Genomic DNA, 12,701 nt, shown 5'->3' with positions numbered 1-12,701 from the left:
CTTTTTCACGTCCGCGCTGCGGGTTTCCGCCCACCGGCCCCGCCGGCCGGTTGCGGCTAAAATAGCAGTCTGGTTCGCACTTCTTCCAACATGTCCCGACGCATCATTCCCCTCGCCGACGTCAGCGGGATGCCGGACGTCTCCGGCATCGCGCATGCCCCCGACGGCACGCTGGCCGACACGTTCGCCCGGCCGCTGCGCGACCTGCGCATTTCGGTGACGGATCGCTGCAACTTCCGTTGCGTGTACTGCATGCCGCGCGCGGTCTTCGACAAGGACTATCCGTTCCTGCCGCACAGCGCGCTGCTTACGCACGAGGAAATCGAGCGCGTCGCGCGGCTCTTCGTCGCACACGGCGTCGAAAAGATCCGCATCACGGGCGGCGAGCCGCTGCTTCGCAAGAACCTCGAATTCCTGATCGAGCGGCTCGCGCGCCTGACGACGCACGCAGGCCGCCCGCTCGACCTGACGCTGACGACCAACGGCTCGCTGCTCGCGCGCAAGGCGCGCGCGCTGAAGGACGCCGGGCTCACGCGCGTCACGGTCAGCCTCGATGCGCTCGACGATACGCTGTTCAAGCGCATGAACGATGCGGAGTTCGCGAGCGCCGACGTGCTCGACGGCATCTTCGCCGCACAGGCCGCGGGCCTCGCGCCGGTCAAGGTCAACATGGTCGTGAAGCGCGGCACCAACGACAGCGAGATCCTGCCGATGGCCGAGCGTTTTCGCGGCACCGGCGTGATCCTGCGCTTCATCGAATACATGGACGTCGGCACGTCGAACGGCTGGAACATGACCGAGGTGCTGCCGTCGGCGGACGTCGTCGCGCGCATCGCCGAACATTTCCCGCTCGTGCCGCTCGAGCCGCACACGGCGGCCGAGACCGCGCAGCGCTGGGGCTATGCGGACGGCAGCGGCGAGATCGGCGTGATCTCGAGCGTCACGCAGGCCTTCTGCGGCGACTGCACGCGCGCGCGGCTGTCGACCGAAGGCAAGCTGTACCTGTGCCTGTTCGCGTCGACGGGGCACGATCTGCGTGCGCTCGTGCGCGGCGGCGCGACCGATGCCGAGATCGCGACCGCGATCGCCCGCATCTGGCACGCGCGCACCGACCGCTATTCGCAACTGCGCGGCAGCGCATTGGCCGACGGCGCGCCCGACGGCGCCGGCAAGCGCGTCGAAATGTCGTATATCGGCGGCTGACGCACGCCGCTCTGTCCATCCGCGCACGATGCCCGCTCCCGCCTCCCCGTCGATCGCCGGCCTGCTGCTCGCGGGCGGGCGCGCCACGCGCATGGACGGCGTCGACAAGGGCCTGCAACTGCTCGACGGTACGCCGCTCGCGCTGCACGTACTGCGCCGGCTGTCGCCGCAGGTCGACGAGACGGTGATCAGCGCGAATCGCCATGCCGATCGCTATGCCGAACTCGGTGCGCCGTTCGACGCGCGCATCGTCGCCGACGAAACACCCGACTTCCCCGGGCCGCTCGCGGGCCTGCTTGCCGGCATGCGCGCGGCGCGCGCACCGCTGGTCGCGTGCTCGCCGTGCGATACGCCCTATCTGCCCGCCGACCTCGTCGCACGGCTGCATGCGGCGCTCGACGCGCAACAGGCCGATATCGCGATGGCGGTCACCGTCGACGCGCAGCAGATGCGCTCGCCGCAGCCGACGTTCGCGCTGCTGCGCACGTCGCTGGCGGACGACCTCGCCGCCCGACTCGCGGCCGGCGACCGCAAGATGCGTGCGTGGTACGCACGCCACACGACGGTCGAAGTCGAGTTTCGCGACGAGCGTGCGTTTTACAATGCCAATTCCTGGCAGGAACTGGCCGCGCTGGCCCGCCGTTGACGGCCCCGCGCCGTTCCCGCCCGGCGTCTGCCGCACGCGAAACCCGCGCCCCGGCACCCTCCTCGCGCCACCGGCCACGAACCCGATACGCCTTGCGGCGCAGTCCGACTGATGATCACGCAATCCTCGCCCGCCTCCCGAACCGCACCCGACCCCGATGCCCCGCTGTCGCTCGCCGACGCGCAGGCACTCGCGTGCCGCTTCGCGGTGCCCGTCGACGCGTGCGATACGGTGGCGCTGCGCGAGGCGCTCGATCGCGTGCTCGCGGCCGACGTGAGCGCGCCATTCGACATTCCCGCGTACGACAACTCGGCGATGGACGGCTATGCGTTCGACGGCGGAGCCGCGGCACTCGCGTCGGCGCAGGGCGAGGTCGCGATGACGGTTGTCGGCACCGCGTTCGCCGGCCATCCGTTCGACGGCGCCGTGGCGGCCGGTGCATGCGTGCGCATCATGACGGGCGCGCCGATGCCGGCCGGATGCGACACGGTGATTCCGCAGGAACGCGTTCGCGTCGACGGCGACGCGATTCGCTTCGCCGCGCACGACGTCGCGCGCGGCGCGAACTGCCGCAAGGCCGGCGAGGATCTCGCGCGCGGCACCAGTGCGCTCGCCGCGGGCCGCATTTTGCGGCCGTCCGATCTCGGCCTGCTCGCGTCGTTCGGCATCGTCGACGTCACGGTGCGCCGGCGCGTGCGCGTCGCCGTGTTCTCGACCGGCGACGAGTTGCGCGAGCCCGGCGAACCACTCGGCCGCGGCGCGCTGTACGACAGCAATCGCGGGATGCTGATCGCAATGCTCGAACGGCTGCACGTGGACGCGATCGATCTCGGGATCGTCCGCGACGACCCGGCCGCGCTCGAAGCCGCATTGCGCGACGCCATCGCCGCGCAGGCCGATGCGGTGATCACGTCCGGCGGCGTGTCGGTCGGCGAAGCCGATTTCACGCGCGACGTGATGGCCCGGCTCGGCGACGTGACGTTCGCGAGCCTCGCGCTGCGACCGGGCCGCCCGCTCGCGTGCGGTACGCTCGCCCGCGCGGCCGACGACGCCGGTCACGCGCTGTTCTTCGGCTTGCCCGGCAATCCGGTCGCGTCTGCCGTGACGTTCCATGCGATCGTGCGCCCCGCGCTGCTGACGCTGGCCGGCGCGCGCACGCCGCCGCCGGCCATGTACACGGCGCTCAGCACGCAACCGTTGAAGAAACGCCCCGGCCGCACCGACTACCTGCGCGGCATCGCGACGCGCGCCGCCGACGGTCAATGGCACGTCGTACCGGTCGGATCGCAAAGCTCGGCGTCGCTGAGCGGTCTCGCGGCCGCCAACTGTTTCATCGTCCTGGGCCACGATTCCGCGGCAGTCGACGCGGGCGCCCCGGTCGACATCCTGCCGCTCGACGGCCTGATCTGAATTCCAATCGGTATATTTCTACGGGGGCAATCCGCACATGAAGAAACAAATCTCGTCGATCGCCGCGGGGCAGACCGCCAAGGCGCTGATCCTCGTCTACCTGACGTTCAGCGTGCCGATCGTGCTGCTCGGCATTCTCGTTGCGTATATCCGTTACGGGATGGTCGAGTTGAGCACGATCCTGAGCGCACTGCTGCTGAACGCGATCCTCGGTTTCGTGCTGCTGTGGATCGCGTGCCATGCGTACAACTGGGTCGCATCGCGCTTCGGCGGCATCGAGATCGTGCTGTCCGATCCGCCGGAAGAAGCGTGAGCGGCACGCCGCTGATCCGCGCGGCCGACACGCGCGACGTCGGCGCGATCCTCGCGCTGATGCGCGAGCTGGCCGAGTTCGAAAAGCTCACCGAGCTGTTCGTCGCGACCGAAGCCGATCTCGCCGACGCGCTGTTCGGCGAGCATCCTGCCGCCGAGGCACGCGTAGCCGAACAAGACGGCACGATCGTCGCGTACGCGCTGTTCTTCCACAACTATTCGACGTTCCTCGGCCGCCGCGGGCTCTATCTCGAGGATCTGTACGTGCAGCCGTCGCAGCGCGGCACGGGCCTGGGCACCGCGATGCTGCGCCATCTCGCGGCGCTCGCCGTCGAGCGCCGTTGCGCGCGCTTCGAATGGTCGGTGCTCGACTGGAATCAGCCGGCGATCGACTTCTACGAGAAGATGGGCGCGACCGTGCTGCCGGAGTGGCGCATCGTGCGCGTGACGGGCGACGCGCTGGACACGCTCGCCGCGCATTGAACGCGAGCCGGCTGCGCCGGTGACCGCTGCAAAGGAAAACGGGCGCCCGTTTCTTCTGTCCGACAGTTGCCAGCAACGCGCGTCACGCGTCGTCCGCGTCGGCGCCTTCGGCCTCTTCCGCGCCGAGCAACCCGGCCGCCGTATCGCCCGGCAACGCCTCGACCTGCTTCAGCTTGCGGTTCATCACACGTGTGCGCTGCTCGGCGGACTCGATCGAGCGCGTGACCGTTTCGAGCTGCGCCTTCGTGCGCGCGAGCACGTCGCCGAACTTGCCGAACTCCGTCTTGACCGCGCCGAGCACCTGCCACACCTCGCTCGAACGCTGCTCGATCGCGAGCGTGCGGAACCCCATCTGCAGGCTGTTGAGCAGCGCGGTGAGCGTGGTCGGCCCCGCGACCGTCACGCGATAGTCGCGCTGCAGCAGGTCGGTCAGCCCCGGGCGGCGCAGGATCTCCGCATAGAGCCCCTCGGTCGGCAGGAACAGCAGCGCGAAATCGGTCGTGTACGGCGGCGCGACGTACTTCTCGGCGATCGTGCGCGCTTCCATCCGCACCCGCGCCTCGAGCGCACGCGCCGCCTCCTCGACGGCCACCGCGTCGGCACGCTCCTGCGCGTCGATCAGCCGCTCGTAGTCTTCGCGCGGGAATTTCGCGTCGATTGGCAGCCACACCGGCGACGCGTCGCGCGTGCCGGCGTCCCGCCCCGGCAGCCGGATCGCGAATTCGACGCGCTCGGTACGCTTCGGCACCGTCACGACGTTCTTCGCGTACTGGTCGGGCGTAAGCATCTGTTCGAGCAGCGCCTCGAGCTGCACTTCGCCCCAGGTGCCGCGCGTCTTCACGTTGGTCAGCACCTTCTTCAGATCGCCGACGCCGGCCGCGAGCGTCTGCATCTCGCCGAGCCCGCGATGCACTTGTTCGAGCCGGTCCGACACGAGCTTGAACGATTCGCCGAGCCGCTGCTCGAGCGTCGCGTGCAGCTTCTCGTCGACGGTGCGGCGCATCTCCTCGAGCTTCGCCGCGTTGTTCGTCTCGATTTCCTTCAGCCGCTGTTCGAGCGTCGCACGCACCTCGCCGATCCGGCGGTCGTTCGCCTCGGTCAGTTGCGTGAGCTGCCGGTTCAGCGTGTCGCCGAACAGCCGCAGCGCGCCCGTTTGCTCCTCGCGTGCCTGCTGGGCCTGGCGCTGCACGCTCTCGCGCATCGCGTCGAACTGCTGCGCGTTGCCGGCGACGAGCTTGCCGAGCTGCTGCGCGAACCCCTCGATCTGGTTGTTCTGCACGGTCGCGACGCTCGTCAGTTGCGCGGCGAGTGTCTGCTGCAACTGGGCGAAGCTGCCGGCCAGCTCGGTACGCGAGCCGCGTGCGGTCTCGACGATCTCGCCGCGCAATTCGCGTTCGAGCCGCTCGACCGCGCGCGCCTGCGCATGCGCGGCGTCCTCGATCTGGTCGCCGAGCACGGCCGCGTCGTCGTGGCGGCCGCCGCCGCGCACGAGCGCGACGATCGCCACCGCGAGCGCGACGGCCAGCACGACGACCGCCGCAAGCAACAACGTCGTCGTCATGCGCGCGGCTTCCCGATCACGTCAGGGTTGATCGGATTCGGCGGCTGCCCCGCACGCGGCCCTTCGCCCAGTGCGGCGATCAGGTTGTCGGCGGCGAGATTGGCCATCGCGCGGCGAGTCTTTTCGGTCGCGCTCGCGATATGCGGCGTCAGCACGACGTTCGGCACCTCGAGCAGCGCCGGATGCACGCTCGGCTCGCCCTCGTACACGTCGAGGCCGGCCGCGGCGATCGTCCCGTCGCGCAGCGCGGCGGCCAGCGCCGCGTCGTCGACGATCCCGCCGCGCGCGATGTTGGTCAGCGTCGCGGTGGGTTTCATCTTCGCGAGCTCGGCCGCGCCGATCGTGTGATGGTTCTCCTTCGTGTACGGCAGCACGAGCACGACATGATCGGCGCGCGCAAGCAGCGCATCCTTCGACACGTATTCGGCATCCAGCTCGGCCTCGATCTCGGGCGCGACGCGCGACCGGTTGTGATAGATCACCTGCATCCCGAAACCGCGCGCGCGGCGCGCAAGCGCCTGGCCGATACGGCCCATCCCGATCACGCCGAGCGTCGAGCCGTAGATGTCGGTGCCGAGGAAGCCGTCGTACGCCCACTTCCGCCAGTGACCGGCGCGCAGCCAGTGTTCGGATTCGGCGATCCGGCGTGCGGCGGCCATCATCAGCGCCCAGCCGAAATCGGCGGTCGACTCGTTCAGCACGTCGGGCGTGTTGGTGCCGAGCACGTTCGCCGCGTTGAACGCGGCCATGTCGAAGTTGTTGTAGCCGACCGCCATGTTCGCCACGACCCGCAGGCGCGGCGCCGCCGCGAGCGTGGCCGCGCCGACCGGGTCGCCGGCCGTCAGCGCGCCGTCCTTGTCGGCCAGACGCGCGGCAAGCGCGTCGGGCGCGAGCGCATCGCCGTCGTTCCAGTCGACGTCGAAATACTGCTTGAGCCGTTCGATCACGTCCGGAAAGATCGGACGCGCGACCAGGATCTTCTGCATCGCCATCTCCGCATACCGCGGACGGATCGAGGCGCGCGATGCGCCGCCGGAGCCGCCCGCTCGGGGTTGAAAAACGTCAGCTTACGCCGTGAAGAAAAGCCAGGACGTCAGCAGGAATACCGGTATCAGCACGACGAGCGCCCAGCCGAGGTACGCGAAGAAGCTCGGCATCTTCACGCCGCGCGATTCGGCGATCGCCTTCACCATGAAGTTCGGCGCGTTGCCGATATAGCTGTTCGCGCCCATGAACACCGCGCCGGCGGAAATCGCGGCGAGCGTCGACGCGCCGGTCGTCATCAGTGTCTGCGCGTCGCCGCCCGCGAGGTTGAAGAACACGAGATAGGTCGGCGCGTTGTCGAGGAACGACGACAGGATGCCGGTCGCCCAGAAGTACATTGCGTCGACCGGCTTGCCGTCGGGGCCCGTGACGAGATGGACGATCTGCGCGAACGCGCCGTCCGCACCCGCGCGCAGGATCACGATCACCGGCGCGATCGTCACGAAGATGCCCGCGAACAGCTTCGCGACTTCCTCGATCGGCGCCCAGTTGAACGCGTTGCCGTCGCGCGCGGAACGCGGCGTCAGCGCGAGCGACGCGAGCGTCACGACCACGAGCGCGACGTCGCGCACGAGATTCTGCAGCGCGACGTGCGTGCCCCAAACGTCGAACGAGATGCCCGGCTTCCACACGCCGCTCATCAGCACGAGCGCGATCACGGCCGCCAGCAGCACGAAGTTGATCTTGCCGTCGATCGACAGCGCCGCGCCGTCGGGCGTCGGATCGAGCGCGGCCGGCCGCTCCTCGCCGCCCTTCCGGTAGAAGTACGTATCGAGCGCGAAGAACAGCGCGAGCAGCACCGCGCAGATGAACAGCATCGGCAGCGCGAGATGGGTGGTCGTCCAGAAGAAGCTCACGCCGTTCAGGAAGCCGAGGAACAGCGGCGGATCGCCGAGCGGCGACAGCGAGCCACCCGCGTTCGCGACGAGGAAGATGAAGAAGATCACGACGTGCACGACATGCTTGCGGTTGTCGTTGGCGCGCAGCAGCGGCCGGATCAGCAGCATCGCGGCGCCCGTCGTGCCCATCACGCTCGCGAGCAGCGTGCCGAGCGCGAGGATCGCGGTATTCAGCTTCGGCGAACCGTGCAGGTTGCCGTTCACGCAGATGCCGCCCGCGACCGTATAGAGCGCGGTGAGCAGCACGATGAACGGAATGTATTCCTCGAGCAGCGCATGCACGAGCGTGCCGAACGCGGCGCCGGCGCCGAACGCGACCGCGAACGGCGCGAGAAACACGATCGCCCAGCCGGCCGCGATCTTGCCGAAGTGGTGATGCCAGAACACCGGGGCGACGAGCGGGAACAGCGCGATGGACAGCAGGATCCCGGCGAACGGGATGCCCCAGAGCGCGGACAGCGTGGCACCGTCGAGCGTGGCGGCCGATGCGAGCGCGGGAGTGGCGCCAAGCGCGATTCCCGACGCCATGCCCGCCCAGGCGGCATGTCGTTTCATGCGGAACTTCCTTGTTCGAGTGACTGTGAATGCGGCAGGCGCGTCATGCGCCCCGTACGACGATCGCGTGCACGCGGTACGGGCCGTGTGCGCCCAGAATGATCGTTTGCTCGATGTCGCCCGTGCGCGATGGGCCCGACACGAAATTGACCGCGCGCGGCAGCTCGCCGCGCTCCGCGCGAATCAGCGCGAACGCGTCTTCATGACCGGCGACGATGCGCGACGCCGGCACGATCGCGATGTGGGTTTCCGGCAAAAGACCGGCCGATGCGTAAGTGTCGGGACCGGACAGCAGCACCAGCGACCCCGTTTCGGCGGTCGCGCAGAAGCAGCCGGTCAGGCCGACGAGATCGCCGTCGCGCGGCTTGCGGCACTCGACCGACAGGCCGGCGCCGGCCCAGTCGAAATCGGCCAGCGTGCGCCATGCGACGGCCTGCGTCGGCAGACCCTGAGCGGCAAGATAGCGGGCGGCAGCAGCAGGCACGTCGGCCAGCGTCGCGACTTCGTCGACCGTGGTCGACAGGCGCCCCGCTTCGTCGACGAAAGCAGCGACGAGGTCGGCCGGCGCCGGCGGGCGCGGGCCCTGCGGATGCCGCGCGAGATAGTCGGCGACGCCGTCGCGCTCCGCTGCATCGGGTTCGGCCGCGCGCCCCTGCGCCGCGCGAATGCGCGCGAGGATCTGGCGACGGGCGGCGGAAGTGTCCATGAACGGTCCTCGTGACGTTGGCGTGCAATACGTCGGATTATACCGGCCCCCCCTGCCGCGACACACCTTCGGCCGAACGGCCAACGCCTACTTCGACGCGTCTTCCTCGACCGGCTGCGCGATGCCGAACACCTGGCGCAGGTACGCGAGATAGGCCTTGTCGTCGCACATGCTCTTGCCCGGCGAATCCGACAGCTTCGCGACCGGCTGGCCGTTGCAGCGAACCATCTTGATCACGATCTGCAGCGGCACGTAGCCGAGATCGTTGGTGAGGTTGGTGCCGACGCCGAACGCGAGCTTGCAGCGGCCGCGGAACCGTTCGTACAGCTGCATGACCTTCGGGATGTCGAGCGCGTCCGAGAACACGAGCACCTTGGTGCGCGGGTCGCAGCGGTTCGCCTCGTAGTGGCGCAGCATCCGCTCGCCCCAGTCGAACGGATCGCCCGAATCGTGGCGCGCGCCGTCGAACAGCTTGCAGAAATACATGTCGAAGTCGTTCAGGAACGCGTCCATCCCGTAGACGTCCGACAGCGCGATCCCGAGGTCGCCGCGATATTCCTTCGCCCACATCTCGAAGCCGTAGATCTGCGAATCGCGCAGCCGCGGGCCGAGCGCCTGGCACGCCTGCAGGTATTCGTGCGCCATCGTGCCGAGCGGCGTGATGTCGTGCTTCATCGCGTACAGCACGTTGCTCGTGCCCGCGAACTGCGGGCCGAGCCCGTCGCGCAGCGTGAGCGCGACTTCCTCGTGCCAGACCTTCGAGAAGCGCCGGCGCGTGCCGTAGTCGGCGATCTTGCAGTCGGCGAATTCGGGCTTCGCGCCGAGCAGCTTGATCTTCTCGCGCAGCCGCTCGCGCCCTTCGCGATAGTCGGGCTCGCGCTGCGTGTTGCGGAAATAGACTTCGTTGACGATCGCGAGCACCGGGATCTCGAACAGGATCGTGTGCAGCCACGGCCCCTCGATCACGACGTCGATCTCGCCGTTGCCCTTCGGCGACGGCGTGATCGAGATGTACTTCTCGTTCAGGTGGAACAACGCGAGGAAGTCGACGAAGTCGCTCTTGATGAAGCGCATCCGCCGCAGGTAGTCGAGTTCGACGTCGGAAAAGCGCAGCGAGCACAGGCCGCGCACCTCGTCGCGAATCTCGTCGATGTACGGCACGAGATCGACGCCGGGCGTGCGGCAGCGGAACCGGTATTCGACGTTTGCAGCGGGAAAGTGATGCAGGACGACCTGCATCATCGTGAACTTGTAGAGATCCGTGTCCAGCAGCGAAGTGATGATCATGATGACGGCAGCGCCAATATCGTGACAGGGCACCGGCGCACCGCGCGCCGCCCGGTCTGTCGGCCATGTTACCCGAATGCGGGCCCGACCATCGTGAAACCGGCCGCCGCCTTGCCGTATCGTGCCGGTGCCTGGCGTACGGGTATCCGTGTCGCGCGCCCCATAAACTAATCACGAAACGATATAAGCCGGATAGCCGACCTCGTCATGCGGGTTTGGCGCTTCAGTTACAATGCCGCTTTTGGCGCAAACGCCACCCCATATACCGCCAAGCAGGAGCGTTTTAATGACTCACGTTGTGACCGAAGGCTGCATCAAGTGCAAATACACGGATTGCGTGGATGTGTGCCCGGTGGATTGCTTCCGTGAAGGTCCCAACTTTCTCGCCATCGATCCGGACGAGTGCATCGACTGCGCCGTGTGCGTCGCCGAATGCCCGACCAATGCGATCTATGCCGAAGAAGACGTTCCGGGCGACCAGCAGCAGTTCACCGAGCTGAACGCCGAGCTGGCGAAGAACTGGCCGTCGATCACGAAGACCAAGCCGGCGCCGGCCGACGCGGACGAATGGAAGGACGTGCAGGACAAGCTGCACCTGCTCGAGCGCTGATCGCACGGCGGCGACCGCAAAAAATTTCATGCGTCGCGGCTTCGAAGTGTTGACAGGTTAGCGAACACTCCATACAATCTCGTTTCTCTGCTGTTGCTTGTTTGTTCCCCGATAGCTCAGTCGGTAGAGCGCCGGACTGTTAATCCGTAGGTCCCTGGTTCGAGCCCAGGTCGGGGAGCCAAAAACGCAAAAGCCCGTTGAAAGTGGACGGGTTTTTTGTTGGAAAACATAGCACGCAGATGTACCGATTTATTCCCCGATAGCTCAGTCGGTAGAGCGCCGGACTGTTAATCCGTAGGTCCCTGGTTCGAGCCCAGGTCGGGGAGCCAAATAGCGAAAGGCCCGTCATTCGACGGGCCTTTTGTTTTTCCGGCCCCCTTGTCCGCCTTCCTGCGTTGCGTGACCCGGTCATGCGCATGCTAGAGTCTCTGTCCCGCATCCGCATCCGGTTCCGTCGATGAAGCATCGCCTCCTCCGTTTCGCCCCCGCCGCCCTCCTGCTCTCCGCCGTCGCCGCCGCACCGCTCGCGCACGCGGAGGAAGTCGGCAGCGTCAACACCCATTTCCGCGTCACGGGTTCCGATCGCGTGGTCGTCGAGGCCTATGACGATCCGGTCGTGAACGGCGTGACCTGCTACGTGTCGCGCGCGCGCACCGGCGGGATCAAGGGCACGCTCGGCGTCGCCGAGGATCCGAGCGAAGCGTCGATCGCGTGCCGGCAGGTCGGCCCGATCAGCTTCAAGGAACCGCTCAAGCAGCAGGCCGACGTATTCAGCGAACGCATGTCGTTCATCTTCAAGACGCTGCACGTCGTGCGCGTGGTCGACAAGAAACGCAACACGATCGTCTATCTGACCTACAGCGACCGCATCGTCAGCGGCAGCCCGAAGAACGCCGTCACCGCGGTGCCAATGCCGGCCGGCACGACGATTCCGGTCAAGTAAGCCCGCACCCGCCGGGGGCGCGAGCGATACACTGTCGGTTCGACCGCTCCCGCGCCCGATCATGTCCGCCACCCGCCTTCCCGATTCCGCACGCTACTGGCGCACGCCGCTCGTGCCGGACGCGGACCTGCTCACGGCCACCTATCGCGATCACGCGTTCGCGCCCCACTGGCACGATGCGTACACGATCCCCGTGATTCTCGAAGGCGCGGAACGCTTCACCTATCGCGGCAACGGCTATGTCGCCGAAACGGGCACCGTGCCCGTGATCAATCCCGGCGAAGTGCATACGGGGTCGCGTGCCGCCGACGAGGGCTGGTGCTATCGCGTCAGTTACATGCCGGTGGAATTCATCCGCGAACTCGCGAGTGCAGTCGCGGGCCGCCCGCAGGATCCGCCATGGTTCGCCCCCGGCGTGATCCGCGACGCCGATCTGGCGGCCCGGCTCACGCTCGCGCATCGGATGCTGGAAGCCGGCAGCGAGCGCGCGCTGTCGTCGCATGCGGCCGACGGTCCGGCTACCGACGCGCCGCGCGTCTACGATCCGCTCGCCGCCGAAACCGCGATGCTCGACGGGCTGTCGACGCTGATCGTGCGCCATGCCGACGTGCGGCCGCAACCGGCGCCGCTCGCGGCCGACGAACCGCGCGTCGACGCGATGCGCGAGCGGCTCGCCGCCGATCTGACGTCCGCGGTGACGCTCGACGACGTCGCGCAGGCGGTCGGCCTGTCGCCGTTCCACGCCGCGCGTCTGTTCACGCGTACGACCGGCATGCCGCCGCATGCGTGGCGCAACCAGCTGCGGCTGCAGCGCGCGCTGGCACCGTTACGCGCGGGCGTGCCGGTCGCCGATGTCGCCGCGGCCAGCGGCTTCGTCGACCAGAGCCACTTCACGCGGCATTTCAAACGGATGTTCGGCGTGCCGCCCGGGCGCTGGCAGGCAAGCTGACGCACGGCTTCCCGCCGTCGTCGGTCGGACCGCACCGCGCAGCGACCCGCCGCGCCGGCCGACACTCGGGCACCGACCCCGCTCCCGCGAGCG

The 12,701-nt window shown here is 68.1% G+C and carries 13 protein-coding genes and 2 tRNA genes; 10 read left to right on the top strand and 5 right to left on the bottom strand.

Annotation, left to right across the window (positions count from 1 at the left end; translation table 11 throughout):
- Positions 1–90 precede the first annotated feature (90 nt).
- From moaA to GJG85_RS05460, 5 genes are all read left to right on the top strand, one after another.
- Entirely contained in the window at positions 91–1,203 is a 1,113-nt protein-coding gene (gene moaA, locus GJG85_RS05480) for a GTP 3',8-cyclase MoaA (protein WP_050011485.1), read from the top strand.
- A 28-nt stretch (positions 1,204–1,231) separates the two neighbouring features.
- The gene (gene mobA, locus GJG85_RS05475) at positions 1,232–1,849 is read left to right on the top strand and encodes a molybdenum cofactor guanylyltransferase MobA (protein WP_050011486.1); all 618 of its coding nucleotides are present in this window, start codon (positions 1,232–1,234) and stop codon (positions 1,847–1,849) included.
- A gap of 111 nt (positions 1,850–1,960) precedes the next feature.
- Positions 1,961–3,259, top strand: a complete 1,299-nt coding sequence (gene glp / locus GJG85_RS05470; RefSeq protein ID WP_050011487.1) for a gephyrin-like molybdotransferase Glp — start codon at positions 1,961–1,963, stop codon at positions 3,257–3,259.
- A 37-nt stretch (positions 3,260–3,296) separates the two neighbouring features.
- Positions 3,297–3,572, top strand: a complete 276-nt coding sequence (locus tag GJG85_RS05465) for a hypothetical protein (protein WP_006476519.1) — start codon at positions 3,297–3,299, stop codon at positions 3,570–3,572.
- On the top strand, positions 3,569–4,054 hold the full coding sequence (locus GJG85_RS05460) for a GNAT family N-acetyltransferase (RefSeq protein ID WP_089488268.1): 486 nt from the start codon (positions 3,569–3,571) through the stop codon (positions 4,052–4,054). Before GJG85_RS05465 ends, GJG85_RS05460 begins: the two co-directional genes overlap by 4 nt.
- Positions 4,055–4,136: 82 nt before the next feature.
- Here the strand turns inward: GJG85_RS05460 and rmuC are convergent, their stop codons facing one another.
- The 5 genes from rmuC to pncB all read right to left on the bottom strand — a co-directional run bounded on the left by rmuC (position 4,137) and on the right by pncB (position 10,106).
- Positions 4,137–5,615: a DNA recombination protein RmuC gene (gene rmuC, locus GJG85_RS05455; RefSeq protein WP_050011489.1), complete on the bottom strand. Its 1,479-nt coding sequence runs from the start codon at positions 5,613–5,615 to the stop codon at positions 4,137–4,139.
- On the bottom strand, positions 5,612–6,601 hold the full coding sequence (locus GJG85_RS05450; RefSeq protein WP_050011803.1) for a D-glycerate dehydrogenase: 990 nt from the start codon (positions 6,599–6,601) through the stop codon (positions 5,612–5,614). The genes rmuC and GJG85_RS05450 overlap by 4 nt, the downstream gene beginning before the upstream one ends.
- Positions 6,602–6,682: 81 nt before the next feature.
- Positions 6,683–8,113 carry a sodium:proton antiporter gene (locus GJG85_RS05445; protein ID WP_204383728.1) on the bottom strand — a complete coding sequence of 477 codons (1,431 nt, stop codon included), beginning with the start codon at positions 8,111–8,113 and terminating at the stop codon, positions 6,683–6,685.
- Positions 8,114–8,156: 43 nt separating this feature from the next.
- Positions 8,157–8,819, bottom strand: coding sequence for a lactate utilization protein C (locus GJG85_RS05440; RefSeq protein ID WP_050011491.1), 663 nt, complete (start codon positions 8,817–8,819; stop codon positions 8,157–8,159).
- Between the two features lie 87 nt (positions 8,820–8,906).
- Positions 8,907–10,106 (bottom strand): nicotinate phosphoribosyltransferase, encoded by a 1,200-nt coding sequence (gene pncB, locus GJG85_RS05435; RefSeq protein WP_050011492.1) that lies wholly within the window; start codon positions 10,104–10,106, stop codon positions 8,907–8,909.
- Between the two features lie 286 nt (positions 10,107–10,392).
- On the opposite strand from pncB, the gene fdxA reads away from it, so the two are divergent.
- The 5 genes from fdxA to GJG85_RS05410 all read left to right on the top strand — a co-directional run bounded on the left by fdxA (position 10,393) and on the right by GJG85_RS05410 (position 12,608).
- Positions 10,393–10,716 carry a ferredoxin FdxA gene (gene fdxA / locus GJG85_RS05430; RefSeq protein WP_011544919.1) on the top strand — a complete coding sequence of 108 codons (324 nt, stop codon included), beginning with the start codon at positions 10,393–10,395 and terminating at the stop codon, positions 10,714–10,716.
- Positions 10,717–10,821: 105 nt separating this feature from the next.
- Positions 10,822–10,897: transfer RNA gene (locus tag GJG85_RS05425), tRNA-Asn, on the top strand.
- Between the two features lie 72 nt (positions 10,898–10,969).
- Positions 10,970–11,045 (top strand) — tRNA-Asn (locus GJG85_RS05420).
- A 128-nt stretch (positions 11,046–11,173) separates the two neighbouring features.
- Positions 11,174–11,659, top strand: coding sequence for a CreA family protein (locus GJG85_RS05415; RefSeq protein WP_050011493.1), 486 nt, complete (start codon positions 11,174–11,176; stop codon positions 11,657–11,659).
- Positions 11,660–11,720: 61 nt separating this feature from the next.
- Complete coding sequence (locus GJG85_RS05410) at positions 11,721–12,608, top strand: AraC family transcriptional regulator (protein WP_050011494.1); 888 nt, start codon at positions 11,721–11,723, stop codon at positions 12,606–12,608.
- Positions 12,609–12,701: the final 93 nt, after the last annotated feature.

It is taken from the genome of Burkholderia sp. MS389, from assembly GCF_016899425.1.
Lineage (GTDB): Bacteria > Pseudomonadota > Gammaproteobacteria > Burkholderiales > Burkholderiaceae > Burkholderia > Burkholderia sola.
The sequence above is the reverse complement of the archived record's forward strand: the minus strand, read 5'-3'. Positions and strand labels throughout refer to the sequence as shown.

Coding starts and splice junctions, on each gene's coding strand:
- GJG85_RS05415 (WP_050011493.1), top strand. CDS start 11,174: ATGAAGCATCGCCTCCTCCGTTTCGCCCCCGCCGCCCTCCTGCTCTCC.
- GJG85_RS05440 (WP_050011491.1), bottom strand. CDS start 8,819: ATGGACACTTCCGCCGCCCGTCGCCAGATCCTCGCGCGCATTCGCGCG.
- GJG85_RS05445 (WP_204383728.1), bottom strand. CDS start 8,113: ATGAAACGACATGCCGCCTGGGCGGGCATGGCGTCGGGAATCGCGCTT.
- fdxA (WP_011544919.1), top strand. CDS start 10,393: ATGACTCACGTTGTGACCGAAGGCTGCATCAAGTGCAAATACACGGAT.
- rmuC (WP_050011489.1), bottom strand. CDS start 5,615: ATGACGACGACGTTGTTGCTTGCGGCGGTCGTCGTGCTGGCCGTCGCG.
- glp (WP_050011487.1), top strand. CDS start 1,961: ATGATCACGCAATCCTCGCCCGCCTCCCGAACCGCACCCGACCCCGAT.
- pncB (WP_050011492.1), bottom strand. CDS start 10,106: ATGATCATCACTTCGCTGCTGGACACGGATCTCTACAAGTTCACGATG.
- GJG85_RS05410 (WP_050011494.1), top strand. CDS start 11,721: ATGTCCGCCACCCGCCTTCCCGATTCCGCACGCTACTGGCGCACGCCG.
- GJG85_RS05450 (WP_050011803.1), bottom strand. CDS start 6,601: ATGCAGAAGATCCTGGTCGCGCGTCCGATCTTTCCGGACGTGATCGAA.
- moaA (WP_050011485.1), top strand. CDS start 91: ATGTCCCGACGCATCATTCCCCTCGCCGACGTCAGCGGGATGCCGGAC.
- GJG85_RS05465 (WP_006476519.1), top strand. CDS start 3,297: ATGAAGAAACAAATCTCGTCGATCGCCGCGGGGCAGACCGCCAAGGCG.
- mobA (WP_050011486.1), top strand. CDS start 1,232: ATGCCCGCTCCCGCCTCCCCGTCGATCGCCGGCCTGCTGCTCGCGGGC.